The organism is Dietzia sp. 2505 (genome assembly GCF_040546785.1).
Lineage (GTDB): Bacteria > Actinomycetota > Actinomycetes > Mycobacteriales > Mycobacteriaceae > Dietzia.
In genome coordinates this window covers 25,787-50,777 of record NZ_JBEPON010000010.1, presented here as the reverse complement: position 1 = coordinate 50,777, position 24,991 = coordinate 25,787, and the positions used below count along the sequence as shown (strand labels likewise).

Here is a 24,991-nt window from a genome sequence, read left to right as displayed (position 1 = left end):
GACGCGCGAGGGAGAAGGCGATGGCAGCCGGCGACCGTGATCGACCGAGGGGCCGCAGGATGGTCATGGCCCCGCACCTGAGCGGCCTGGACCCCGACCCGGACCGCGGCGCGGAGATCCAGCAGAAGTCGCCCGGTGAGCGCGACGGCGCCGTGCCCCGAGGCGAGTTCGTCCGCAGTGTGATCGGGACCGTCGCCGGGGTCGTGGCGGCGGTGCTGGTCTACACGGCCATGCCGGGCGATCTGGAGCACAACGCGCGACTGACCGCCGCGGTGGCGGTGTTGCTGGGGATCTGGTGGATGACCGAGTGCATCCCCATCCCCGCCACCGCGCTGGTGCCGCTCATCGCGTTCCCGGTGCTGGGCCAGGACATCTCGGTCGACGACGTCGGCGCCCAGTACGGGAACAACATCATCTTCCTGTTCATGGGTGGGTTCCTCATCGCGATCGCCATGCAGAGGTGGAACCTGCACCGACGGATCGCCCTGCTGACGGTCCGGGCGATGGGCACCCGCTCGACGCGGGTCATCGCCGGGTTCATGATCGCGACCGGCTTCCTGAGTATGTGGGTGTCCAACACCGCCACGGCCGTGATGATGCTGCCGATCGGCGTCTCCGTCCTCATGCTCGCCTCCGAGCTGGGTAGGAGCGGGTCCGATGGGGAGGAGGACGACCCCGAGGGATCGATGCCCCGGATGGACTCCTCGTCCGACCCGACGTCCGACGAGGTCAAGAAAGCCGTCATCCGGTCCAACTTCGGGACCGCGCTCATGTTGGGCATCGCCTATGCCGCGTCGATCGGATCGCTCGCGACGATCATCGGTACCCCGCCCAACACCCTGCTCGCCGGCTACCTCGAGAGCGAGCACGGCATCATCCTGGGTTTCGGCCGGTGGATGATGGTGGGTCTCCCACTGTCGATCGTGATGCTGGTGGTCGCCTGGTTCCTGCTCACCAAGGTGCTGTTCAAGCCGGAGGTGGAGCGGATCCCCGGGGGGCGGCAGCTGTTCGACGACGAGCTGCGCAGCCTCGGACCCATATCGTCGGGCGAGAAGCGCGTCCTGGCCGTGTTCGTCGCCGCCGCGGTCGCGTGGGTGGCGGTGCCGCTGGTGTGGGAGGACCCGCCCGTCTCCGACGCGGGGATCGCGTTGATCGCCGGACTCGTGCTGTTCCTGCTCCCCGCCGGCACCGCGCGTGGCGTACGACTGTTGACGTGGGAGGCCGCCCTGGCCCTGCCCTGGGGGGTGCTCCTGCTCTTCGGCGGCGGACTGGCGCTGTCGGCCCAGTTCTCCGGGTCCGGGCTCACCGACTGGATCGGTGAGAAGTCCGCAGCCCTCGGAGGCCTGCCGGTCGTCCTGCTCGTCGTCGTCGCCGCCGGCGGGGTCCTCATCCTGACCGAACTGACCAGTAACACCGCCACCGCCGCGACGTTCCTGCCGGTCGCAGGTGGAGTGGCGCTGGGTCTCGGCCTCGACCCGATGCTGCTGGCGGTCCCGGTCGCGCTGGCCGCCACCTGCGCGTTCATGCTGCCGGTGGCGACCCCGCCCAACGCCATCGCGTACGGATCCGGATACGTGACGATCGGCCAGATGATCCGCGGCGGGGTGTGGCTCAACCTCGTCGGGGTAGTGCTCATCACGCTCGTCACCATGACCTTGTTGGTGTGGGTGTTCGGACTGACCTCCTGACGGGGGCGCTAGCGTCGGGGGCATGAGCGTCGCGCGTACCCCCTCTCTCAGGTCGGCTGTCGAGCCGTTCCACGTCATGAGCGTCCTGGCCGCGGCGGCGCGGCGTCAGGAGACCCACGGCGACGTGATCTCCCTGTGTGCCGGGCAGCCCTCGACCCCGGCGCCCGGGCCGGTGCTGGAGGCCGCGCGGCGTGCGGTGGACGGCGAGATCCTCGGCTACACCGAGGCGCTCGGCATCCGGCCGCTCCGGGAGGCGATCGCGGACCACCACCGGCGGGTGGACGGTGTCGAGGTGACCGCCGACGACGTCGTCGTCACCACCGGATCGTCCGGCGGATTCACGGTGCTCTTCCTGGCCGCGTTCGATCCCGGGGACACCGTCGTCATGGCCCGCCCCGGGTACCCCGCCTACCGGAACACCCTCCAGGCCCTGGGGTGCCGCGTCCACGAGATCGCCTGCGGCCCCGAGACCCGGTACCAACCCACGGTCGCGCAGCTCGAGGCGGTCACGGCGGAGCTGGGCCACCCGCCCGCCGGCCTCATCGTGGCCAGTCCCGCCAACCCGACCGGGACGATCATCGACTCCGCCGAACTCGCCGCCCTCGCGCGCTGGTGCGAGGCCCACGGCACGCTGCTGGTCAGCGACGAGATCTACCACGGGGTCACGTACGGTCGGGAGTGCGCGAGCGCGTGGCGGACGAGCCGCGAGTCCGTGGTGATGGGTTCGGTGTCCAAGTACTTCTCCATGACCGGGTGGCGGATCGGGTGGATGCTCCTGCCGCGATATCTGAGCGCCCCCGTGGACCGGCTCATCGGCAACCTCACCATCTGCCCGCCCGCGCACGCCCAGTTCGCCGCCGTCGCCGCGTTCACCGAGGCCTCGGCCGCCGAGCTCGACTCACACGTGGAGCGATACGCCCGGAACCGCGAGCTCGTGCTGCGCCGGCTCGCCGGACTCGGGGTGGGGGAGACCGCACCTCCCGACGGCGCCTTCTACACCTACTTCGACGTCTCGGGGTGGACCGACGACTCGGTGGCGTGGTGCGCCGAGATCCTCGAACGCACGGGGGTCGCGCTGACACCCGGCGTCGACTTCGACACCGTCGACGGTCGGCACACGGTGCGTCTGAGCTTCGCCGGGGACACCGCCGAGATCGCCGAGGCGATGGACCGGCTGGAGGCCGTACTGGTCCCGCGATAGCGGCCCACGGGTTAACGTCGGCGCATGGGTTCCGTCGAGATCATCACCACCATCGTCTACATCACCCGCCCGTGGCTGTTGCTCGAGGCGCCGCTGACGGTGGATCAGGTCTACCTCAACGCGCGTGAGATCCTCGCCGGGTCCACCGGCGGCTCGATGATCTCCTGACCGGGCTGCGATACTGGGGGCGTGACCGCCCAGAACGCCGTACCCGCCCGGGCCACCAAGCCCCGGATCTCCAACGTCCTCGCCTCGCGCTACGCGAGCGCCGACCTGGCCACGCTGTGGTCCGCCGAGCACAAGATCGTGCTCGAGCGTCAGCTGTGGATCGCGGTCCTGCGCGCCCAGCGTGATCTGGGCATCACCGTCCCCGACGGCGTGATCGAGGCCTACGAGGCCGTGATCGATCATGTGGACCTGGCGTCGATCGCCAATCGCGAGCGGGTGACCCGGCACGATGTCAAGGCGAGGATCGAGGAGTTCAACGCCCTCGCCGGGCACGAGCAGATCCACAAGGGGATGACGAGCCGGGACCTCACCGAGAACGTCGAGCAGCTCCAGGTGGTCCGCTCCCTCGAGCTGGTCCGGGACCGCGGGGTGGCGGCGGCCCGCCGCTTGGCCGAGCACGCGGTGGCGCACCGCGACCAGGTCATGGCCGGCCGCAGTCACAATGTCGCCGCGCAGGCCACCACCCTGGGCAAGCGCTTCGCCTCCGCGGCCGATGAGCTGCTGTTGGCACTCGAGCGGGTCGACTCACTGTTGGAGCGGTACCCCCTGCGCGGGATCAAGGGCCCGATGGGCACCGCGCAGGACATGCTCGACCTGCTCGGGGGCGACGCCGGGAAGATGTCGGAGCTCGAGAGCCGCATCGCCGAGCACCTGGGTTTCTCCCGGACCCTGGACTCGGTCGGACAGGTGTACCCGCGGTCCCTCGACCACGAGGTCGTCTCCGCCCTGGTCCAGCTGGGGGCCGGCCCCTCCTCCCTGGCCCACACGATCCGGCTCATGGCCGGACACGAGTTGGTGACCGAGGGGTTCCAGCCCGGGCAGGTCGGGTCGTCGGCGATGCCGCACAAGATGAACACCCGCTCCTGCGAGCGGGTCAACGGACTCCAGGTGGTCCTCCGCGGGTACGGCTCCATGGCGGCCGAGCTCGCCGGCGCGCAGTGGAACGAGGGCGACGTCTTCTGCTCGGTGGTGCGCCGGGTGGCACTGCCGGACGCGTTCTTCGCACTGGACGGGATGTTCGAGACCTTCCTGACGGTCCTTGACGAGTTCGGCGCCTACCCCGCGGTGCTCGACAAGGAGCTGCAGCGGTACCTGCCGTTCCTGGCCACCACCAAGGTCCTCATGGCGGCCGTCCGGGCAGGGGTCGGCCGGGAGGTCGCGCACGAGGCGATCAAGGAGAACGCGGTGGCGGTGGCGCTGGCGATGCGGGAGGAGGGCCGCGAGCCCGACCTCGTCGACCGGCTCGCCGCCGACGACCGTCTGCCGCTCGACCGCGCGGCGCTCGAGGGGGCACTGGCCGACCGCGCCGCGTTCGTCGGTGCCGCCGGTGACCAGGTCGACGCCGTCGCCGCCCGCGTCCAGGCACTCGTGGCCCGGTACCCGGAGGCCGCCGGGTACGCCCCGGGCTCGATCCTCTAGCGGGAGTCAGGCCCCGCCGGCGACCCCCGTCCGGTAGGCCCACACCACGGTCTGCAACCGGTCCCTGGTGCCGAGCTTGGTCATGGCCCGCCCCAGGTGTGACTTCACGGTGGACTGTTCCACGTGGAGGGCGGCGGCGATCTCGGCGTTCGACATGCCCTCGGCGAGTAGCCGGACGATGTCACGCTCGCGGGGGGTGAGGGGGTCGGCGGCCTCTGCGGGGTCGGGGGCCCGGCGCCGACGGGCGAACTCGGCGATCACGCGTCGGGTCACGGCCTGGTCGACCATCCCCTCTCCGCGGGCGAGGCGTCGGATGGCGTGCGCGAGGTCGGCGGGGTCGCAGTCCTTGAGGATGAAGCCGCTGGCCCCGGCCTCGAGGGCCCCGAACACGTAGTCGTCGAGGTCGAAGGTCGTCACCACGAGCACGGCGGGCAGATCACCGTCGCGTTCGGCGACGATCTGCCGGGTCGCGGTGAGCCCGTCCCCGCCGGGCATCCGCACGTCCATGCAGACGACGTCGGGCCGGGTGCGGCGCACCATGGTGACGGCCTCGGGTCCACTGGACGCCTCCCCGACCACGTCGAGGTCCGTGGCTTCCTCCAGGAGCACCCGGAACCCGGCGCGCACGACCGCCTGGTCGTCCACCAGTGCCACCCGGATCACGCGAGCCCCCCGTCCTCCGTGGCCACGGGGACCCGCAGCCGTACCCGCCACCCGCCGTCATCGGTCCCGCCCGCGTCGAGGGTTCCCCCGATGAGGCCGGCGCGCTCGCGCATGACCGCCAGTCCGGTCCCGCCGTGTGTGCCCCGCAACGGTACCGACCCCTCTGACGCGGGACCGTTGTACACCTCGAGCATCACCCCGTCGGTCTCGTACGTCACCCGCATCGTCACGTCCGCGCCGCCCGCGTGCTGCCGGGCGTTCGTCACGGCCTGTTGCGCCACCCGGAACACCGACACGTCCACGAGTGTCGGCAGGGGGACCGGGTCGCCGACGAATTCGACGGTCACCCGGTCACCGAGAGCCCGGGCTGTCCTGGTCAGGTGGTCGAGCGCCGCGATCCCCGGTAGTGGCGCAAGTCCGTCGCGGTCGCCGGCGTCCTCGCGCAGCAGCCCGACCATCTGCCGCAGGTTGTCGAGGGTCTCGCGGCCCTGGTCCCGCAACCACGCGGCCCCGGCCCGCGCGGCGTCGGGGTCCCGGCCGACGAGCCGCTCCACGGCCGCTGCCTGGACGACCATCCCCGACAGGTGGTGGGCGGCCACGTCGTGCAGCTCGCGGGCCAGACGGGCCCGTTCCTCGACGACGGCCGACCTCACCCGGGTGTCCCGGTCCCGCGCGAGTCGATCGGCGCGCTCCTGCACGAGCCGCAGGTGGTCCCGTCTGGTGGCGAGATACACCCCGAGCAGCACCGATGCCATCCACACCACGACTGTGGAGATCACGTGCTCGACCACGATCCCGACGCCAGCGCCCCGGGCGAGTGAGACCGCCGCGACCGCCACGGCCTCCACCAGGGTCGCGGCGGCAGCCATCCTCAGCGCCCGCCCGGCCGGGAACACCGTCCCCAGAGTCACCGCCACGACGACCCCCGCGACCCCTCTCACCGAGACCTCCGGGTCGAGCGCCACCAGGCCGACCTGCGTGCCGATCACCAGCGCCGCGCACATTCCCACGCGCACCCGTCGCAACACGAGTGCCAGGGACTGGACCACGACGATCACCACGAACCACGCCATCGTCCCCTCGGCGGGGGCGAGGTCGGCCGGCGCGTACCGCATGGCCGTGAGGACGAGCACGGCCATGACCGCCGCGACCGCCACCGCGAGCAGCGCGTCACGGGCCACCGGCCCGCGGATCCCCAGCCTGGTCAGGCGTGCATCCCACCAGGCCCCGGGGATGGTGAGCTGGCCGGTGCGCATGACGGACATCTTGTCGTACCGGCCCGTCAGTAGCTGATGTCAGGGGACAGGAGCAGGAACTCGAGCGCACCGAACGTCAGCGCCGCGAACCCGAGCAGCACCACGGCCGCGGCGGTCGGGCGGAACCACCCCGAGCGGGTGCGGATCTCGGCGGCCACCAGCCATACCGCGGCGGGTAGGCCGAGCACTCCGACCGCGGTGAGGACCTGCGCCGTCCGGATCACCGCGGTCGGTACCGCCTCCATGCCCATGACGGCGACGACGACGTGGGCCCAGGTGAGCATCCCCAGGATCGCCGACAGGGCCGCGACCCTGGTCAGCATGCGCGGGACCCGGACGGGACCGCGGGCCGGCGCGTCACCATGAGCGGTGCCGCGGCGCCTGCGCGCCCGCCTCACCACGGCCCCGACGGGCCACGCCAGGACGGTCACCAGCAGCACCACGAGACCTCCGGCCAGGACCGGCATCGCCGCCGCCCGGGCCGCGCTCACCGGCGTCAGCGACATCGCCGAGTCGTGGCCGATGAGCTGCACCTGCCCGTCGGAATCCGTCCGCACCGCGAGGACCCGGTGTCCGTCGACCTCCCGGTACAGCCACGGCTCGGTCTCCTCATAGAGGGTGGGCCGCAGCGCCACCCCGGGGGAGAACCGCACCCTGTCGCCGTCGACGACCTCCGCCCGGATCGGCTGGAGGGGCCCGGCCACGGTGAGGAAGGTGGTGTGGAATCCGCGCGTGCTCTCGTATGTCCCGGCGAGGGCGCGGGCGTGCTCCGCCCGGGTCGCGGGGTCGACGGTGACGGGATCGGCGCCGCCGGCGGGGAGGTATCGGTCGGCGAACCCGTCGAGCAGGTCCTCGCGCAACAGCAGCGCGGCGCCGTCGACGCCGGTGCTGTTGAAGGAGACGAAGACGCCCGTGTCGTCGTCGGGCCACAGCTGGAGGTGGGAGTGGAACGCGAGGGTGTCGCCGCCGTGTCCGACGACGTCCCGTCCGTCGCGGGACTCGTCGAACCAGCCCAGGCCCATCCTGTGACCTGCGGCCAGGGCGCCCAGGGTGCTGGCGTCGAGGGCGGGTTCCCGCATGACCTGGAGGGTCTCGTCGTCGAGGACGCGCGTGCCCGCACCCGTGTCCGCGCCCGCACCCGTGCCCGCGCCGTCGCCGGCGGGGTGGCCGAGATGGGCGAGCATGAACCGCGCCATGTCCGTGGCCGTGGCGCTCATCGAGCCCGCGGGCGGCACCCCGACCACCTCGAAGGGGATCGGCGCCTCATCCGATGTCGGGTACCCCTGGGCTACGCGCGCCGCCAGGTGATCCGGGAGGGGTTGAGCGAAGGAGGACGACGTCATCCCGGCCGGGGCGAGGATGTTCCGGTCGACGTAGTCCTCGAACGGCACGCCGCTCACGGCCTCCACCACATACCCGGCGAGCGCGTTGCCGTAGTTGGAGTACGCGGGCGTGGTGCCCGGCTCGTACACCTGGGCGGGAGGGTCCTCCACCAGCGATCGGCGCAGGTCGACGGCCTGCCCCGGCGCAACGAAGAGTCCGGCGGCCCGCTCCTCGTAGCCGGGGGTGTGGCTGAGCAGGTGCCTCAGTGTCACGGGGTGTTCGTGGGGGAGGTCGAGGCCGGTGTACTGCTCGACGTCGGTGTCCAGGTCGACCTCGCCGCGTTCGACGAGTTGCATCACGGCGGTCGCCGTCACCATTTTCGACACCGACCCCACCCGGAACAGGGTGGCCTCCGGGTCGACGACGGTCCCGGCGCCGACGTCGGCCTGCCCGAACCCGCGGGCGGTGAGTATCTCGCCGTCCCGCACGACGGAGACCGTCGCTCCCGCGATCCGCCCGGACTCGAGCGCCGGTGGGATCGTCCGGTCGAGCCATGCGTCCACGTCCGCTCGGGTCAGGTCGGCGGCGAGGGCCGGTGGGGACTGGTGCGGGTCGGGCGGTGGTTCCGCCGATCCGCACGCGCCGAGCGTCGCGGCCACGACCGCACCGAGGACCGCGACGGCCGCGCGGTGAGTCCGGCGAGTGCGGCAACGGCCGGGCGGTGCCTCCGGTGACGGGGCGAGGGTGGTGGGGACCACGGGAACCTCCTGCGCTGTGGGTACCCGGACGGCGTCCGGACAGGTTTCTCTGACCGGACCCATGCTCGTCCGCGCGCGGTCGTCGGTCTTGAGGCCGGAGGTGGAAAACCGGTTGGCACCTTTGGGGGAGGCCGGCGGCCTCCGGGCGCTAGTCTCGGCGCATGCGCGAGACCGTCATCCCCGTCCCCGGTACCTCCGGTCTGCAGGCGACCCTGCACCACGCCGAGAATCCCCGGGCCCTGCTACTGCTGGTCCACGGCTTCGGTGAGCACTCCGGCCGGTACGGGCGGACGGTGGGGTTCCTGGTGGACCGCGGCGTGAACGTGGTCACCTACGATCTCCGGGGGCACGGCACGGCCCCCGGACCGCGGGCCAGGGTCGCCACGGAGGCCCACATCCGGGACAACCTGGCCGTCCGCGACGCGGTCCTGGAATGGACCCGGACCCCCGAGGGCGTGGGGACCGGGACCCTGCCCCGTCTGCTCATGGGGCACTCGATGGGTGGGTTGATCGCCGGGGAGTCCGCTCTCCGGCGCCCGTGGGACCTGGCGGGGCTGATCCTGTCCTCTCCCGGCATCGTCGTGGGTGAGAGCACACCCGCGCCGCTCCGGGCTGCAGCCCCTGTGATCGCCCGGCTCCTGCCGTTCCTGCCCGTGGAGAAGCTGGACCCGAACGAGATCTCCCGCGTTCCCGAGTACGTCTCGGACTACACCTCCGACCCGCTCGTCCACCACAAGGGGGTGCCGGCGCTGGCCGCGGGGACTCTGCTCGCGGGCGGGCAGAAGTTCCTGGAGCGCTCGAGCACCCTGCGGTTGCCGACCCTGGTGATCAACGGGTCCGCGGACTCCATCACCTCACCGACGGGCGCGCGCCGGTTCGCCCAGGTCGCGGGATCGGACCACGACCCGCGGCCGGAGATCACCTACCGGGAGTTCGAGGGCGGCCTGCACGAGCTGTTCAACGACCTGTGTGCGGACGAGGCGTACGCGGCGCTCGGGGAGTGGCTGGACGCGCGGCTGGGCTGACGCCCCCGGCGTCCCGGCCGATACCGCTCGTCCGGCGGGGCGGCCGCAGGGGCGCCGACTACGCTGGCCCCCATGCGACCCGAGCTCTCCTCCTACCGCCATCTCGCCGCCGGGAAGGTCCGCGAGTTATACGAGATCGACGGCGAGACGCTGCTCCTGGTGGCCACCGACCGCATCTCGGCGTACGACCACGTGCTCGGCACGCCGATCCCCGACAAGGGCCGTGTGCTCACTGCCATGAGCGCCTACTTCTTCGACGCCCTCGATGTGCCGAACCACCTGGCGGGGCCTCTCGACGACGCACGGATCCCCGCCGAGGTGCTCGGCCGGGCGATGGTCGTGCGCCGCCTGGACATGGTGCAGGCCGAGTGCGTCGCCCGCGGCTACCTGACCGGCTCCGGGATGGTCGAGTACCGCGAGTCGGGGTCGGTGTGCGGTGTCGAGCTCCCCGAGGGGCTCGTCGAGGCCAGCCGGCTGCCGGAGCCGATCTTCACGCCCGCCACCAAGGCCGCGGTGGGCGACCACGACGAGAACATCTCGTTCGAGCAGCTCTCCGGGATCGTGGGCGACGAGCTGGCCGGCCGGCTCCGGACCGCGACCCTGGAGGTGTACGCCCGGGCGGCTGAGATGGCCGCCGACCGGGGGGTGCTGCTGGCGGACACGAAGTTCGAGTTCGGGCTGTCCGAGGGCGAGTTGATCCTGGCCGACGAGGTGCTCACCCCGGACTCCTCGCGGTACTGGCCGGCGGACGGGTACGAGGCCGGCCGCGTCCAGCCCAGTTTCGACAAGCAGTACGTGCGCGACTGGCTCACCGGCCCGGACTCGGGCTGGGACCGAACCTCGGATTCCCCGCCGCCCCCGCTCCCACCGGAGGTGGTCGAGGCGACCCGGGCACGGTACATCGAGGCGTACGAGCGGATCTCAGGCCTGCGGTTCTCGGAGTGGCTCGGCGGTGAGTCCGCATGAGCGCCTATGACGCCACCGGCAGCGAGACCGCCACCGACCAGAGGGTCCCCGCGCCGCCCCGCGCCGAGCGCCGCCCCCACCGCCGTGAGCACCACGGCCGCGTCTTCGTGGATGACTACGAGTGGCTGCGCGACAAGGACGCCCCGGCGACCCGCGAGTACCTGGAGGCGGAGAACGCGTACACCGACGCGATGACAGTCGGTCAGAAGCCGCTCGAGGACGAGGTCTATGAAGAGATCCGTTCCCGCGTCAAGGAGACCGACATGTCGGTTCCCGTGCGGGCCGCAGGCTGGTGGTACTTCTCCCGTACCTCGGAGGGCCTGTCCTACGCCCGGCACTGCCGCGTCCCCGTCCCTCCGGAGTTCGTGTCGGATCCCGGCGACCCGGCCGGGTGGGTCCCGCCGGAGGTCTCGCCCGGTGTCGAGCTCCCCGGGGAGCAGCTGCTGCTGGACGGCAACGCGGAGGCCGAGGGGCACGAGTACTTCGCGCTCGGCGCGTTCTCGGTCAGCCACGACGGCCGCGTCCTCGCCTGGGCCACCGACACCGAGGGCGACGAGCGCTACACCCTGCGTTTCCGGTCCCTGGACCCCGAGCACACGGCGCCGGACGAAGAGATCTCGGGCATTGCGGCCGGCGTGACCTGGTCCCGCGACGGGCAGTACGTGTTCTATGTGACGGTCGACGAGGCGTGGCGACCCGACACCGTGTGGCGTCACCGTCTGGGGACCACGCGGGACGACGACGACAAGGTGTTCCACGAGCCCGACGAGTCCTATTGGATCGGGGTCGGCGAGACGCGCAGCGAGAAGTACCTGCAGATCGCCGCGGGGTCCAAGATCACCACAGAGGTGTGGTGCCTGGATTCCGCAGACCCGGTGGGTGAGTTCTGGTGCGTACGGCCTCGCGAGGAGGGCGTCGAGTACGACGTCGAGCACGCGGTCGTCGGAGGCGAGGACCGCTTCCTCATCACCCACAACGCGGGGTCGCCCAACTTCGCCGTGGTCGAGGCGCCTGCCGGCTCGGTCGAAGGCGACTTCAGGGACCTGAACCCGCTCGTGCCGCACCGCGACGACGTGCGGGTGGAGGGGGTCGACGCGTTCGCCCGCGTGCTGGTGCTCGGCTACCGGGAGCAGGCGCTGCCCCGGTTCTCCCTGATGCCGCTGGATCCTGCCTCCACCGTGGGCGTGGAGGCGTATTCCGAGTTCACCCCCGTGGAGTTCGACGAGGAACTGTTCACCTCGGGCCCGGGGTCGAACCCGGAGTGGGACGCACCGGTGCTGAGGTTCGGGTTCGGCTCGTTCGTCACCCCGGGCCGTATCTACTCCCTGGCGTTGGCCACGGGGGAGCGGACCCTGTTGCGCGAGCAGGAGGTGCTCGGCGGCTACGACCCGGCCGGCTACGTGCAGCGCCGGGACTGGGCCACCGCCGGGGATGGCACCCAGGTGCCGATCTCCCTGGTGATGTCACTGGAGACCGCAGGTCGGATCGACGCGGGTGAGCGGGTTCCGACCCTGCTGTACGGCTACGGGTCGTACGAGACCAGCATCGACCCCGCCTTCTCGGTGGCCCGGCTCTCACTGCTCGACCGGGGAATGGCCTACGCGGTGGCTCACGTGCGGGGCGGCGGCGAGATGGGACGCCTCTGGTACGAGCAGGGCAAGACCCTGACCAAGCGGAACACCTTCACGGACTTCGTCGACTGCGCCAGGCACCTGGTCGACTCCGGGCTCACCGCCCCGGACCGGTTGGTGGCGGAGGGCGGAAGCGCGGGTGGCCTGCTCATGGGCGCCGTGGCCAACCTCGCACCGGAGTTGTTCGTCGGTATCCAGGCGGTGGTGCCGTTCGTCGATCCGCTCACCTCGATCCTCATGCCAGAGCTCCCGCTCACGGTGATCGAGTGGGACGAGTGGGGCGATCCACTGCACTCGGAGGAGGTCTACGACTACATGGCCTCCTACGCGCCGTACGAGAACGTCGAGGCCAAGGACTACCCGGCGATCCTGGCAGTGACCTCGCTCAACGACACCCGGGTGCTCTACGTGGAGCCCGCCAAGTGGGTGGCCAGGCTCCGGGCGGTGTCGACCTCGGCCGACTCGGCGGACCGGCCGGTGTTGTTGCGCTGCGAGATGAGCGCCGGTCACGGGGGCGTCTCCGGGCGATACGAGCGGTGGCGCCAGACCGCGTTCGAGTACGCGTGGACGGTCCGCACGGCCGGTGCCGGCTAGGCCCAGGCCCCGACTCGAGCGGACATCAGGGTAGCGGATCGGGGTTGTCGGACCGGACTGGCGCGCCGGGTGGTCGCTCCGGGTGTCTCAGCGCTCGTCGGGGTCGGCGGGGTCCATGGTCGCGGCCATTGCGGCGGCGGGGATGATCCCCCCGACGAAGACCGCCAGAACCGCCAGTCCGCCCATCGCGTAGGCGAGGCGGTGGCCGTCCCCGAGTTCCATAGTGGAGCCGAAGACCAGCACCAATCCGATCACGAAGCAGATTCCCACGAGCACCGACAGCGCGGTGGATCTGGCGTGCAGGAGGGTCTGTGTCTCGAACTCGTCGAGGTAGCGCGGCGGCGCGGAGTCCTTGACGTCGATGACGGTGCGCAGCATCGTCCACACCGTGCAGATGGCCACGGTCATGGGCAGCCAGGCGATGACGATCGGGAGCCAGAAGAACCCGGCGACGGCGATCGCCGCCATGACCGCGACACACGCCCAGTTCAACCGGACCAGCAATCGGCGGCGTTCCGGGGTGCGCCACGAGGAGAGGCTGGTGGAGAGCCGCTCGACGGTCTTCTCGTAGCGTCGTTCGGCGGAGGTCAGGGTGTGATCGGTGGCGGTGCTCATGGTGTGTCCTCTCGTGTGCGGCGGTAGATCTCGGTGGACATCGGCTGGAACTCCTCCCGGGAGAAGACGGCCTCGACCGGCAGGTCGAACACAGCGCAGATGCGGAAGGCCAGATCCAGGCTGGGGTAGTGGTCGCCCCGTTCGAGCGCCCCCACGGTCTGGGGGTTGACCTCGATCCGTTCCGCGAGCGAGGCCCGGCTGAGTCGGTGCTCGGCCCGCAGGACGGCGATCCGGTTGTAGATGGGGAGCTTTTCTCCCCGTCGCACTGGGCTCATGAAATGTAGTGTTGTAAAAACCCAACGAAATGTCAAGGATGGCAGCCGCGTAAGCTGGCTCACATGAGCAGCCTTCACGACATCACCTTCACGACCATCGACGGCGAGCAGGCCCGACTCGGTGACTACGCGGGTCACGCCGTCCTGGTGGTCAACGTGGCGAGCGAGTGCGGACTCACCCCGCAGTACGAGGGCCTGCAGGAGTTGGCCGATGATTACCGCGACCGCGGGTTCTTCGTCCTGGGGTTCCCGTGTAACCAGTTCATGGGGCAGGAGCCCGGCGACGAGGACGCGATCAAGGAGTTCACCACCGAGAAGTACGGCATCACCTTCCCTCTGGCCGCCAAGGTCGACGTCAACGGCCCTGACCGGCACCCGTTGTACGCGGAGCTGACCGCGGTCACCGACGCCGACGGTGAGGCCGGTGACGTGCAATGGAACTTCGAGAAGTTCCTGCTGTCCCCGGCGGGTGAGGTCGTGGGCCGCTTCCGCCCCAAGGTGGAGCCCGGTGCCCCCGAGCTCACCGAGGCGATCGAGGACGTCCTCCCGGTCTGACCTCGTCCCGGACCGTCACGTCCGCCCGGACCGCCACGTCCGCCCGGGCCGTCACGTCCGGTCGGGACACCGGACGTACACCTCGTCGTCGTCACCCTGTCATCCCCGACTGCGAGGATGGGCGGCATGACACAGCGCCCGGCCACCCCCCGCCTCATCGTCTCCATCTCGGGCCTGCGAGAGTCGACGCTGGAGGGCGCCGTGGACCTGGTCGGCGAACTCGAGCGGCGGTCGGTCCCCGTCTCACTGCTCGTCGCGCCGAGGCGAGGACGCGAGTATCGGATGTCGGAGGACCGGGCCACGCAGGGGTGGCTACGGCACCGCCGCGAGCAGGGTGACTCGATCGTGTTGGGCGGTTACGACGAGGCCGCGACCCGCCCGCGCCGTCCCGAGTTCGCCTCCATCGGGCCCGCGGAGGCCGCCGTCCGCCTGGCGGCAGCGGACCGGATCATGGCCGACATGGGCCTCCGGACGCGGCTGTTCGCCCCACCGCGGTGGAACGCGTCTCCGGGCTGTCTCGAGGCGTTGCCCGGGGCGGGCTTCCGGGTGTGCGCCGCCCTCTCCGGTATCCATGACGTGGTCCGGGGGACCACGGAGCGTGGCCGTGCGCTGTCGATCGGGGAGGGGTTCATCGCCGATTCCTGGTGGTGCCGGGCCCTCGTCACCGCGGCCTGTCGGACGGCGGCTGCCGGAGGGTTGGTGCGAGTCAACGTCTCCGCCACTCAGCTCTCGCGCCGTGTGCCGCGATCGGCCCTGCTGGACGCGGTGGACCGGGTGACCGGTGAGCACGGAGCCGTCGCCGGCCGCTATGAGTGGCCGAGGGTCGTGTTGGCCTCCGCGGCCTGAGCGAGGGCCGGGCCTCCCCGGCGGCACAGTCCTCCGCAGCCCGGGCGGGGGTGCACAGCCCCGGCCCGAGCCGTTCGGTGACCCCGCCGAGTCCGGGTAGGATCGGGAATCGAGCCCCGGCCGGTCCGGGTCCGCCCCGCGTTTCCACCGATCGAGGAGTTCCACCGTGGCCCGAGTCGTCGTCGAAGTCATGCCCAAGGCCGAGATTCTCGATCCGCAGGGCCAGGCCATCCACCGGGCACTGGGCCGACTCGGCCACGCGGGCGTCACCGACGTCCGGCAGGGAAAGCGGTTCGAGCTCGAGGTCGCCGACGACGTATCGGACGCCGAGCTCGAGGAGATCGCCTCGTCGCTCCTGGCCAACACGGTGATCGAGGACTGGAAGATCGTGCGCGTGGACACCGCCGAGGTGGCCTCGTGACCGCTCGGATCGGCGTCATCACCTTCCCCGGCACGCTCGACGACATCGATGCCTCGCGGGCCGTCACCATGTCCGGTGCGGAAGCCGTGTCCTTGTGGCACGACGACGCGGACCTCAAGGGCGTCGACGCCGTGGTGGTACCCGGCGGCTTCTCCTATGGCGACTACCTGCGATGCGGTGCGATCGCCTCGATGGCCCCCGTCATGGGCGAGGTCATCTCGGCTGCCCGGAGCGGCATGCCGGTCCTGGGCATCTGCAACGGCTTCCAGATCCTCTGCGAGGCCGGCCTGTTGCCCGGCGCTCTCGGCCGCAACCGCGACATGCACTTCGTGTGCCGCGACGAATGGCTGCGCGTGGAGAACACCGGTACCGCGTGGACCAGCCGGTTCGAGGACGGGGCGGAGATCCTCATCCCCCTCAAGTCCGGAGAGGGCCGGTACATGGCCACCGCCGAGACGATCGAGCAGCTCGAGGGCGAAGGTCGCGTGGTGTTCCGCTTCGCGGGGGACGCCCCCAACGGCTCGACCAACGGTATCGCCGGCATCTGTTCCGAGAACGGACGGGTGGTGGGGCTCATGCCCCATCCCGAGCACGCGATCGACCCGTTGACCGGGCCCTCCGACGACGGGCTGGGGCTGTTCTTGTCGGCCCTCGACTCGGTGGTCACCGCCTGACTCGGGCGCCATGCCCATCGCGAAGGGCCCGCCGGGATCTCTCCCTGCGGGCCCTTCGTTCAGCAGAGATGTGGCGGGATCAGAGAAGCCCGGCCGTGCTGCCGAGGTCGGCGCCGATGCCGGCCACGACGTTGAGGAGCAGGTTCGGCAGCAGGAAGACGGTGCCGAGGATGGTGTCGATGGCGGACGACCCGGTCGGGCTGCCGAGCAGGCTGCCGAACTCGGCGCTCAGGGGGGCGGTGGCTTCGGAAATCGAACCGGTGAGGTCCATGGGACTCCTTCGGGTAGTCGCCCCGAGCGGTCTCGGGGCGAGTGCCGGCGACCCGGATGGTCGCGCGTGCCAATTGATTCTGCACCTTCTGAGAGGAACATGTGCAACATTGGTCACGCCAGTGGCAGGAATCACTCCCGTCACATCGCGGGTGCCACCTCCGCGCGGAATGCGCGACCGCCACACGGCTGGAGTGGTCCGGGCCCGGGATGTCAGGGCCGGACCACTCCGCGACCGGTCAGGCGGGGACGGGGAAGACGCCCGTGCTGCCCAGGTCGCCGCCGAATCCGCCGATGAGCATCAGCAGGGAGTTGTAGAGGTACGCGGGGGTCGTGATCAGCGTGTCGAGGAACGCCGATCCCGTGCCACCCTCCAGGCTGCCGTAGATGCCCTCGAATACCGAGTTTCCTGCGTCCAGAAGCGAACCGGTGAGGTCCATGGGGTCTCCTCAGAGTCGTCACCCTGCCTGTATGGCCTGGGCGAATGGCGGCGACCCGGGTGGCCGCGCGCGCGTGATCATTGTGCACATCCATCTGGGCACATGACCAGGTCTTACTCCATGGATTAATGCCATTTCACCGAGTTCGGACCCGCTTCCCGCCGCCGACCGGAGGTCAGATCCCGCTGCTGCCGGTACTGCCGAGGTCGCCTCCCAGGCCGCCGATGAACATCAGGACGATGTTGTAAGCGAATGCCGGAGCGGTGGCAAGGGTGTCTATGAACGACGACCCGGTGCCCTCGAAGCTCCCGTAGACGACTTCGAACACCGAGTTTCCGGCTTCCAGCAGTGAACCGGTCAGATCCATGAGGGACTCCTTCGTCTCTGCGTCCCCCGCTCTGGGCGGGGTGGCGCGATAAGAGCGGCGGCCCTGGTGGTCAACGCTCAGCCCGAGGCCGGGCGTATGAGGATCATCTCACCTCCGTGAGGAGGTGAGAACCCTTGAGGCCGGATCGTGACCGTGGCGGACAGGCCGGGCGGCGGGATGACCGACGGCGGGATGCCAGAGGGCAGGACCGGCCGCGGTCGCCGATCCCGCGGGATGCGGTAGAAATGTGGGGTGAGCGAATCCAGCACCCAGCCCGTGTCCGCGTCCGACAGGTCCACCAGGCCGTTCGACATCGTCCTCTACGGGGCTACCGGGTTCACCGGCGGTCTGGTTGCCGACTACCTCCTGCGGAACCTCCCCGAGGGTGGTGCGTGGGCCGTGGCGGGTCGGTCGCGGGTCAAGCTCGATGCGCTCGTGGCGCGACTCAGCGCTGAGATGCCGGACGTCCCTGCCCCAGGGGTCGTGGTGGCGGACACCGAGGATCCGGCCTCGCTCGCGGACATGGCCCGCGCGGCCCGGGTCGTCATCACCACAGTCGGGCCGTACCTCGAGTACGGCGAGCCGCTGGTCGCCGCGTGCGCCGAGGCCGGGACCGACTACGTGGATCTGACGGGCGAGCCCGAGTTCGCCGACCGTATGTACCTCGAGTACCACGACAAGGCCGTGGCCTCCGGCGCGCGGATCATCCATGCGTGCGGTTTCGACTCCATCCCCCACGACATGGGGGTGTTCTACACGATGAAGCAGGTCCCCGAGGGGGTGCCGGTCGCGGTCTACGGTGCGGTCCACGCCGACGCCCAGTTCTCCGGGGGCACCTTCCACTCGGCCATCGGCCAGTTCGCCAGACTCCGTGAGGCGGGTCGCACGGCGAAGGCGCGGCGCAAGAAGGAGGGCAGGGTCGAGGGGCGGCGGATCAAGTCGGTCACCGGCAAACCGCACCACGACAGCGTCCTCGGCCGGTGGCTGGTGCCACTGCCCACGATCGACCCGCAGATCGTGCTGCGGTCCGCGGCCGCACTGGAGAGCTACGGCCCGGACTTCACGTACGCGCACTACGCCTCGGTCAAGTCGCCGTTGACCGCGACGGCGGGCATGGTCGGAGTCGGGGCGCTGACCGTGGGCGCCCAGATCGGCCCCATCAGGTCGCAGATGCTCAAGAGGATCGATCGCGGTGCCGGGCCCAGTGAGTCCCGCCGTGCGCGTTCGTCGTTCGACGTGACCTTCGTGGCGCTGGGGGGCGGGCGGCGGGTGGTCACGCGGGTGTGCGGCGGCGACCCCGGGTACACCGAGACGGCCATGATGATCGCGGAGTCGGCCCTGTGCCTGGCCTTCGATGATCTTCCCGCGCTCTCGGGTCAACTCACCACCGCCCAGGCGATGGGGGATGCGCTGCTCGAGCGTGTCGAGCGCGGCGGCCTGACCTTCGAGGTGCTGTCCACCTAGCCCCGGCTGGTAGCGGATTCGCGGCCCGCCGTGGGCCGACTAGACTCGCCCCCGTGACGACTCACGTGGACTCCATCTCGCACGCCTCCGACACCCCCGAGCTGGCCCAGCCGTGGGCGGAGCTCGGACTCAAGGAGGACGAGTACGCCCGCATCCGGGAGATCCTGGGCCGCCGCCCCACGGACGCCGAACTCGCGATGTACTCCGTCATGTGGTCGGAGCACTGCTCCTACAAGTCGTCCAAGGTGCACCTGCGCTACTTCGGCGAGACCACCACCGACGAGATGCGCTCGTCCATGCTCGCCGGCATCGGTGAGAACGCCGGCGTCGTGGACATCGGTGGCGGCTGGGCCGTGACGTTCAAGGTTGAGTCCCACAACCACCCCTCGTACATCGAGCCCTACCAGGGCGCCGCGACCGGTGTCGGCGGGATCATCCGCGACATCATGGCGATGGGTGCGCGGCCGGTGGCCGTGATGGACCAGCTCCGCTTCGGCCCCGCCGACGCCGACGACACGCACCGCGTGCTCCCCGGTGTCGTGGCGGGTGTCGGCGGGTACGGCAACTGCCTGGGCCTGCCCAACATCGGTGGTGAGACGGTGTTCGACGAGTCCTACGCCGCCAACCCGCTGGTCAACGCCCTCGGTGCGGGAGTCATGCGCGTCGAGGACCTGCACCTGGCGTTCGCCTCCGGCACGGGCAACAGGATCATCCTCTTCGGTGCCCGCACCGGTCTCGACGGTATCGGTGGCGTGTCGGTGCTGGCGTCCGAGACCTTCGATGTGGACGAGAACGGCGCACCGGTCAAACCGCGCAAGCTCCCCAGTGTCCAGGTGGGCGATCCCTTCATGGAGAAGGTCCTCATCGAGTGCTGCCTCGAGCTGTACCGCGACGAGCTGGTGGTGGGCATCCAGGACCTCGGCGGTGCCGGCCTGGCATGCGCCACCTCCGAGCTGGCCGCGGCCGGCGACGGCGGCATGCACGTCGTGCTCGACAACGTCCCGCTGCGCGCGGAGGGCATGTCCGCCGCCGAGATCCTCTCCAGCGAGTCACAGGAGCGCATGTGCGCCGTGGTGACGCCGGAGAACGTCGGGGCCTTCATGGAGGTGTGCCGCCGTTGGGACGTGTTGGCCGCAGACATCGGCGAGGTCACCGACGGCGACCGGCTCACCATCGAGTTCCGCGGCGAGACCGTCGTGGACGCCCCGCCGGAGTCGCTGGCCGACGAGGGGCCGGTCTACGAGCGCCCCCTCGAGCGGCCCGCCGACCAGGACGCCCTGCAGGCCGACACCACCGCGAACCTGGCCCGCCCGGCCACCGGCGAGGAGCTGCGCCAGACCCTGGTGGACATGATCTCCAGCCCGGCCCTGTGCTCGCGCAAGTTCATCACCGAGCAGTACGACCGGTACGTCCGCGGCAACACGATCCTCGCGGAGAACGCCGACGGCGGTGTCCTGCGCATCGACGAGGAGTCCGGCCGCGGCATCGCGCTGTCGACCGACGCGTCGGGGCGCTACACCAAGCTCGACCCGTACACCGGTGCCCGGCTGGCCCTGGCGGAGGCGTACCGCAACGTCGCCGTCACCGGCGCCACCCCGGTGGCGGTGACCAACTGCCTGAACTTCGGCTCCCCCGAGGACCCGGGGGTGATGTGGCAGTTCCGTGAGGCCGTCCACGGTCTCGCGGATGGCTGTGCCGAGCTCGGCATCCCCGTCACCGGCGGCAACGTCTCGTTCTACAACCAGACCGGGTCCACCCCGATCCTCCCCACCCCCGTCGTGGGCGTGCTCGGCGTGATCGACGACGTCGCCCGCCGCACGCCGACCGCCTTCGGTGACACGCCGGGGGAGAGCGTCTATCTTCTCGGTGAGACCCGCGACGAGCTCGACGGGTCCATCTGGGCGCAGGTCGCCCACGGGCACCTCGGAGGTATGCCCCCGACGGTCGACCTCCGGTGGGAGGCCACACTCGCCCGGATCCTCGCCACCTGCTCCAAGGACGGCCTCATCACAGGCGCACACGACCTGTCCGAGGGCGGCCTCGCGCAGGCGCTCGTGGAGTCGGCTTTGGCCGGGGAGTGCGGCCTGCGGGTCGTGCTGCCCGCGGACGCGGACCCGTTCGTGTGGCTCTTCTCCGAATCGTCCGGACGCGTGATCGTGTCGGTCCCCCGGGGCGAGGAGATCCGCTTCCAGCAGATGCTCACCGCGCAGGACATCCCGCACACCCGGATCGCCGTCACCGACCCGGAGTCGGGGACCTTCGAGGTCCAGGGGCAGTTCACCCTGACCACCGGGGAGCTGCGCGCCGCCCACGAGGGGACGCTGCCGGCGCTGTTCGGCGTCGACCCGGTCTGAGACGGTCGTTCTGAGACAGTGGTTCTGAGACGGGCCGGTCGGGGTCGGACCAGGCGGCGCCGACCCGGTCGAGAGCGACCCGATGCGTGATCTCCGCAGACGAGAGCGGCTGCTCGCCGTCGTCCTGGCCGGCACGGCGGGGTTCGTCGACGCGGTCGGCTTCCTCGTCGTGGGTGGCTACTTCGTGTCGTTCATGAGCGGCAACTCCACGCGTATGGCCGTCGACCTGGTGCAGGGTGACTTCGGTGGCGCGGGGATCGCGGCCGTCGTCCTGGTCTCGTTCTTCCTCGGCGCCGTCGCCGGCGCGGTGGTCACCCGCCTCCGGCCCCGGGACGATCGCCCGGCCGTCCTGGCCCTGGTCGCCTCCTTGCTACTGGTGGCGCTCGCGGTGCACCGGCTCACGGCCGCCACGGTCGTCGGGGCGCCGCTGTCGATGACGGTGGTCGCGGCGTCGATGGGTGCCATGAACTCGGTGTTCCACTCGCGGGGAGAGGTCTCGCTGGGGGTCACCTACATGACCGGTGCGGTGGTCAAGTCCGCCCACCGGCTGGTGGACGCGCTGGCCGGGGGCTCCTGGGCGCCCTATCGTCAGCAGGTCTCCCTGTGGGCCGCGCTCGCGCTCGGTGGTGTGGCGGGTGCGGTGCTCCAGGTGCGCCTCGGAGTGGCCGCGCTGGGTGTCGCGGCGGCGGTCGTGACCGGTGCTCTGCTCGTGACGGTCTGGCTGCGTGGTCGGGAGAACCGCGGGGCCTGAGGGTCGGGGTCAGCCTCGTCGTCGTGCCCGGTGGTAGGTCTCACGCGCGGCGAGGCCGTGGACCACCTCGTCGATCATGGGGCGGACGAACCGCGCCCGGTGGGCGGTGTCGGAGGCCGCCGCCGCGGCCAGGTTGAGGGCGGAGAACGCCGCGAGGGTCAGCGCCACGCGCACCAGGGTCACGCTGACGGGCACGCCGGCCAACAGGCCCCCCAGGTCTTCCGTCGGCCGCAGTGTCCACCGGGTCTCGGTGGCCTCCGGTATCGCGATCCACCCCAGGAACACGAAGAACAGGAAGACCAGGCAGGCGAACAACACGGCCTGGATGAGGGTAGCCAGCACCGGGACCAGCAGGATGTTGATCCGCTCGGACACCCGCAGCTCCCGGCCCGGCGCCCGCGCCTCCAGCTCGTCGTGGAGGTCGTCCCGGGTGGTGATGGCCACCAGCAGCACGGTGAGCAGACCCATGACGCCCACCACGGCGAAGGTCCGCGGCCAGGACAGCGCCACCATGACCTGCCAGATCTCCGCGCTGAAGAACAGGAAGAGCACGGCCAACATGAGGACCGGCAGGACCCTGGCCACCATGTGGCCCATGGTGCCGAGCTCGCGCCGGACCCGCCGCGCGGCCCAGCGCACCAGCGAACCCGCACCGATGTAGGTGCCCACCAGGACCGCCACCAGAAGCAGGGTCGTCGTGATGAGGCCCGGGCCGTCGTGGGGTTCGAAGCTCAGTGGCGACGCCGCGACGAGGGCGACCGCCGAGGCGAGCCCGACGACGGAGCCGGCCACCGGGTCCAGGCGTCGCACCACGCGGGCCACCAGCCAGCCGACGAGCGGCGCGGCGGCGAACAACCCGAGCGCCAGAAACAGCAGGAGGATGATCGGATCGCTCACCCCGATCTCATCCCACTCGGGGGAGTCCTCGCCGACCCGGTCGAGCAACGCCACCGCGTAGTCGTTCGAGCGGTCCAACGCGGAGAGGCCGGCCGTGGCCACCGCGAGACCGGCGCTGACCCCGGCGGACCGGGTGAGTATCTCGCGCGACCGTGTGGACGGGACGATCATCAGCGGCAGTCCCAGCGACCGCAGGTACTCCTCGTGGACGCCGCGGCTGCTCGCCGGGGTCGGATCGGTCGTGGGCACGGGGACATTCTGGCAGTCATCGCGGTCCACACGGCCCGTACCGCCGACTATCGTCGAGCCATGCCCACCAGTGAGCGAGCGGTGCAGTCGCCCGGCGCGGAGCGGTCCACGCCGACCGCGCCCCCGGTCTACGCCCGCCTGCCGTCCAAGGTGCGGGACGACGATGTGCGGCCGGCGCTGCCCGGCCAGGTCGTCGACACCGTGTTCTTCACCCTGGCCACCCTCGCGGCCGGATGGCTCGGCTGGCGGCTGTTGGACGACGTGTGGCGCCACACCTGGTGGCATCTGTTCCTGTTGATCCCGTTCTGGGCGCTGGTCGCCTATCTGGTCCTGCCCCGGCTGCAGACGCTGATCACCTCGGTGTACGTGCCGGGGTACTTCATCGCGCGAACCCGGACGTCGGACGGGTTGCTGGGTGATCCGGTCAACCTGGCCGTCGACGGCACCGCCCGTCAGATCCACGAGGCCATGACGGCCTGCGGGTGGGTGCTGGCCGATGACATCACGGTCCGTTCCTCCTGGGGGATCATCATGTCCTCGGTGCTCCGGCGGTCCTACCCCTCCGCACCGGTGAGCCCCCTGCGGCTCTTCGGCCGCAGGCAGTGTCTGGCCTATCAGCAGGAGGTCGAGGGCAACGCGGCGCAGCGGCACCACGTCCGGTTCTGGCGGTGCCCCGACGGGTGGCTGCTGCCCGGTGGTCACCGCGTGCAGTGGCTCGGGGCCGGCACCTACGACCGGGCCGTGGGGTTGTCGCTGTTCACCCTCCAGGTGACGCACAAGATCGACGCGGACATCGACGTGGAGCGCGACTACATCGTGGACTCGATCCGCTACCACGTCCCCGCCGCGGGGGTCAGGGTGCTCGAGAACTTCTCCGCCGGCTACCACTCCCGCAACGGCGGGGGCGACGCGATCCGCACCGACGGTGACCTGCCGGTGGTGGACCTGCGGTCCGTGCCGGTCCCCGAGGCGGCGGCGGCCGAGCTCCCGCCCGGGGTGGTGCGGGCCGCCCGCGGGTACGACGACCCCCAGGCGGAGGGCGGGCTGGCGTCGGGGGATGCCGACCGGCCGGCCGACGACGTCGCCCCCGATCCCGGGCACCTACCCCGTCCGGCCGCGCTCACCGCCGGCTGTGGACTGGTCGCGGCGACGGTCCTCGTCCTGCTCATCCTGGCGCTGCGCGACATCCTCGGGGACCAGGGCATGGAGGAGTTCGCCGGCCTCGACCGGTCCGAGGTGGTGCCCGCGATCATCGTGCTCGCGGTGTTCATCGGCGGCGTCTACGGCGCGATGGGCGTCCTGGCGCTGCTGACGTACCTTGGGTACGCCAGACCACGCGTGTGGTTGCTGACGCTGACGGTGGTGAGCATCGTCTCGACCGAGTCCGGCCGCGTCACCACGGATGCCGAACTGGGTACCGTCCTCGGCGGCTATCTCGCCCTGGCGGTGAACGTGCTGATCCTGTTGTTGCTCACCAGCCAGGCCACGCGGACGTGGAGCCGCAGGACCGCCCAGGAACGGCGGCGGACGCGGCGGACCCGGCGCCGGGGGCTCCCGAGCGAGGGGTCGCAGCCGGAGTCCGATCCGGTGCCCCCGGCTGCGGGTGACCGGACATGAGGCGCGTCCCCGACGGTGCGACGGTCCGCGCCGCGGTCGAGGAGGTCGGGAGCTGGCTCGACGACGACGAGGCGGACGCCCCCGGCCGGTCCGCACTCGCCGCGGCAGTCCGGGCCACGACCGCCGTCTTGGCGGCCGAGCTCCCGGGCCGGGCGGTCGAGGTGCGGGTGCCGCCCTACGCGGCCGTGCAGTGCATCGACGGACCGCGCCACACGCGGGGGACCCCGCCCAACGTGGTCGAGACCGACCCCAGGACCTGGCTCGAGCTCGCCACCGGCCGTCGCAGCTGGGAGTCCGCGGTGGCGGCGGGGAGGGTCCGGGCGTCGGGGACCCGGGCCGATGAGGTCTCGGCGGGGCTGCCGGTGGTGCGTCCCGGCTGAGCGTTCGGCGACCCGGGCGGGTCCGGACGACCTGCGCCGGGGGAGGGGCCCCGCCCGAGGGGCG

At 71.1% G+C, this 24,991-nt stretch carries 25 protein-coding genes; 16 read left to right on the top strand and 9 right to left on the bottom strand.

The window, feature by feature from the left end; genetic code table 11:
* Positions 1–20 precede the first annotated feature (20 nt).
* From ABIE38_RS16910 to purB, 4 genes are read left to right on the top strand one after another with little or no spacing between them, the layout of a single operon-like run.
* Positions 21–1,688, top strand: a complete 1,668-nt coding sequence (locus tag ABIE38_RS16910) for an SLC13 family permease (RefSeq protein WP_354058266.1) — start codon at positions 21–23, stop codon at positions 1,686–1,688.
* Positions 1,689–1,710: 22 nt separating this feature from the next.
* Complete coding sequence (locus ABIE38_RS16905; protein ID WP_354058264.1) at positions 1,711–2,889, top strand: aminotransferase class I/II-fold pyridoxal phosphate-dependent enzyme; 1,179 nt, start codon at positions 1,711–1,713, stop codon at positions 2,887–2,889.
* A 24-nt stretch (positions 2,890–2,913) separates the two neighbouring features.
* Positions 2,914–3,057 carry a hypothetical protein gene (locus tag ABIE38_RS16900; RefSeq protein WP_354058262.1) on the top strand — a complete coding sequence of 48 codons (144 nt, stop codon included), beginning with the start codon at positions 2,914–2,916 and terminating at the stop codon, positions 3,055–3,057.
* A 21-nt stretch (positions 3,058–3,078) separates the two neighbouring features.
* Positions 3,079–4,536 carry an adenylosuccinate lyase gene (purB, locus tag ABIE38_RS16895; RefSeq protein ID WP_354058260.1) on the top strand — a complete coding sequence of 486 codons (1,458 nt, stop codon included), beginning with the start codon at positions 3,079–3,081 and terminating at the stop codon, positions 4,534–4,536.
* 6 nt (positions 4,537–4,542) lie between these two features.
* On the opposite strand, the gene ABIE38_RS16890 is transcribed toward purB, so the two are convergent.
* From ABIE38_RS16890 to ABIE38_RS16880, 3 genes are read right to left on the bottom strand one after another with little or no spacing between them, the layout of a single operon-like run.
* Entirely contained in the window at positions 4,543–5,199 is a 657-nt protein-coding gene (locus ABIE38_RS16890) for a response regulator (RefSeq protein WP_354058258.1), read from the bottom strand.
* Positions 5,196–6,455 (bottom strand): sensor histidine kinase, encoded by a 1,260-nt coding sequence (locus tag ABIE38_RS16885; protein WP_354058256.1) that lies wholly within the window; start codon positions 6,453–6,455, stop codon positions 5,196–5,198. The genes ABIE38_RS16890 and ABIE38_RS16885 overlap by 4 nt, the downstream gene beginning before the upstream one ends.
* A gap of 26 nt (positions 6,456–6,481) precedes the next feature.
* Positions 6,482–8,536 (bottom strand): serine hydrolase domain-containing protein, encoded by a 2,055-nt coding sequence (locus ABIE38_RS16880; RefSeq protein WP_354058255.1) that lies wholly within the window; start codon positions 8,534–8,536, stop codon positions 6,482–6,484.
* Positions 8,537–8,697: 161 nt separating this feature from the next.
* Between ABIE38_RS16880 and ABIE38_RS16875 the strand changes: the two genes are divergently transcribed.
* The 3 genes from ABIE38_RS16875 to ABIE38_RS16865 all read left to right on the top strand — a co-directional run bounded on the left by ABIE38_RS16875 (position 8,698) and on the right by ABIE38_RS16865 (position 12,752).
* Complete coding sequence (locus ABIE38_RS16875) at positions 8,698–9,561, top strand: alpha/beta hydrolase (protein ID WP_354058253.1); 864 nt, start codon at positions 8,698–8,700, stop codon at positions 9,559–9,561.
* A 72-nt stretch (positions 9,562–9,633) separates the two neighbouring features.
* Positions 9,634–10,527, top strand: coding sequence for a phosphoribosylaminoimidazolesuccinocarboxamide synthase (locus tag ABIE38_RS16870; RefSeq protein WP_354058251.1), 894 nt, complete (start codon positions 9,634–9,636; stop codon positions 10,525–10,527).
* Positions 10,524–12,752: a S9 family peptidase gene (locus ABIE38_RS16865; protein WP_354058249.1), complete on the top strand. Its 2,229-nt coding sequence runs from the start codon at positions 10,524–10,526 to the stop codon at positions 12,750–12,752. Before ABIE38_RS16870 ends, ABIE38_RS16865 begins: the two co-directional genes overlap by 4 nt.
* A gap of 87 nt (positions 12,753–12,839) precedes the next feature.
* Here ABIE38_RS16865 and ABIE38_RS16860 read toward each other — a convergent pair whose 3' ends face one another.
* Positions 12,840–13,367 (bottom strand): hypothetical protein, encoded by a 528-nt coding sequence (locus tag ABIE38_RS16860; protein ID WP_354058247.1) that lies wholly within the window; start codon positions 13,365–13,367, stop codon positions 12,840–12,842.
* Complete coding sequence (locus tag ABIE38_RS16855; RefSeq protein WP_031264401.1) at positions 13,364–13,642, bottom strand: helix-turn-helix transcriptional regulator; 279 nt, start codon at positions 13,640–13,642, stop codon at positions 13,364–13,366. Before ABIE38_RS16855 ends, ABIE38_RS16860 begins: the two co-directional genes overlap by 4 nt.
* A 63-nt stretch (positions 13,643–13,705) precedes the next feature.
* Between ABIE38_RS16855 and ABIE38_RS16850 the strand changes: the two genes are divergently transcribed.
* The 4 genes from ABIE38_RS16850 (at position 13,706) to purQ (ending at position 16,138) form a co-directional block, all read left to right on the top strand.
* Positions 13,706–14,197 (top strand): glutathione peroxidase, encoded by a 492-nt coding sequence (locus tag ABIE38_RS16850; RefSeq protein WP_354058246.1) that lies wholly within the window; start codon positions 13,706–13,708, stop codon positions 14,195–14,197.
* Between the two features lie 126 nt (positions 14,198–14,323).
* Positions 14,324–15,043 carry a DUF2334 domain-containing protein gene (locus tag ABIE38_RS16845; RefSeq protein WP_354058244.1) on the top strand — a complete coding sequence of 240 codons (720 nt, stop codon included), beginning with the start codon at positions 14,324–14,326 and terminating at the stop codon, positions 15,041–15,043.
* 166 nt (positions 15,044–15,209) lie between these two features.
* Positions 15,210–15,464, top strand: a complete 255-nt coding sequence (purS, locus tag ABIE38_RS16840; protein WP_354058242.1) for a phosphoribosylformylglycinamidine synthase subunit PurS — start codon at positions 15,210–15,212, stop codon at positions 15,462–15,464.
* Positions 15,461–16,138 (top strand): phosphoribosylformylglycinamidine synthase subunit PurQ, encoded by a 678-nt coding sequence (purQ, locus tag ABIE38_RS16835; protein ID WP_354058240.1) that lies wholly within the window; start codon positions 15,461–15,463, stop codon positions 16,136–16,138. The genes purS and purQ overlap by 4 nt, the downstream gene beginning before the upstream one ends.
* Positions 16,139–16,217: 79 nt before the next feature.
* On the opposite strand, the gene ABIE38_RS16830 is transcribed toward purQ, so the two are convergent.
* The 3 genes from ABIE38_RS16830 to ABIE38_RS16820 form a co-directional block, all read right to left on the bottom strand.
* Positions 16,218–16,409: a hypothetical protein gene (locus tag ABIE38_RS16830; protein ID WP_354058238.1), complete on the bottom strand. Its 192-nt coding sequence runs from the start codon at positions 16,407–16,409 to the stop codon at positions 16,218–16,220.
* 238 nt (positions 16,410–16,647) lie between these two features.
* A complete protein-coding gene (locus ABIE38_RS16825) occupies positions 16,648–16,848 on the bottom strand; it encodes a hypothetical protein (RefSeq protein WP_354058236.1) in 201 nt (66 codons plus the stop codon).
* A 175-nt stretch (positions 16,849–17,023) separates the two neighbouring features.
* Positions 17,024–17,215 carry a hypothetical protein gene (locus ABIE38_RS16820; protein ID WP_354058234.1) on the bottom strand — a complete coding sequence of 64 codons (192 nt, stop codon included), beginning with the start codon at positions 17,213–17,215 and terminating at the stop codon, positions 17,024–17,026.
* Positions 17,216–17,467: 252 nt separating this feature from the next.
* On the opposite strand from ABIE38_RS16820, the gene ABIE38_RS16815 reads away from it, so the two are divergent.
* From ABIE38_RS16815 to ABIE38_RS16805, 3 genes are all read left to right on the top strand, one after another.
* Positions 17,468–18,679, top strand: a complete 1,212-nt coding sequence (locus tag ABIE38_RS16815) for a saccharopine dehydrogenase family protein (protein ID WP_354058232.1) — start codon at positions 17,468–17,470, stop codon at positions 18,677–18,679.
* Positions 18,680–18,732: 53 nt separating this feature from the next.
* Complete coding sequence (purL, locus tag ABIE38_RS16810) at positions 18,733–21,033, top strand: phosphoribosylformylglycinamidine synthase subunit PurL (RefSeq protein WP_354058230.1); 2,301 nt, start codon at positions 18,733–18,735, stop codon at positions 21,031–21,033.
* Between the two features lie 82 nt (positions 21,034–21,115).
* A complete protein-coding gene (locus ABIE38_RS16805; RefSeq protein WP_354058228.1) occupies positions 21,116–21,784 on the top strand; it encodes a YoaK family protein in 669 nt (222 codons plus the stop codon).
* 9 nt (positions 21,785–21,793) lie between these two features.
* Here ABIE38_RS16805 and ABIE38_RS16800 read toward each other — a convergent pair whose 3' ends face one another.
* The gene (locus tag ABIE38_RS16800; protein ID WP_354058226.1) at positions 21,794–22,930 is read right to left on the bottom strand and encodes a hypothetical protein; all 1,137 of its coding nucleotides are present in this window, start codon (positions 22,928–22,930) and stop codon (positions 21,794–21,796) included.
* Positions 22,931–22,990: 60 nt separating this feature from the next.
* Between ABIE38_RS16800 and ABIE38_RS16795 the strand changes: the two genes are divergently transcribed.
* Together ABIE38_RS16795 and ABIE38_RS16790 are read left to right on the top strand one after the other, a co-directional pair.
* Positions 22,991–24,547 carry an LssY C-terminal domain-containing protein gene (locus ABIE38_RS16795; protein WP_354058224.1) on the top strand — a complete coding sequence of 519 codons (1,557 nt, stop codon included), beginning with the start codon at positions 22,991–22,993 and terminating at the stop codon, positions 24,545–24,547.
* Entirely contained in the window at positions 24,544–24,927 is a 384-nt protein-coding gene (locus ABIE38_RS16790; RefSeq protein WP_354058222.1) for a sterol carrier family protein, read from the top strand. Before ABIE38_RS16795 ends, ABIE38_RS16790 begins: the two co-directional genes overlap by 4 nt.
* Positions 24,928–24,991 lie beyond the last annotated feature (64 nt).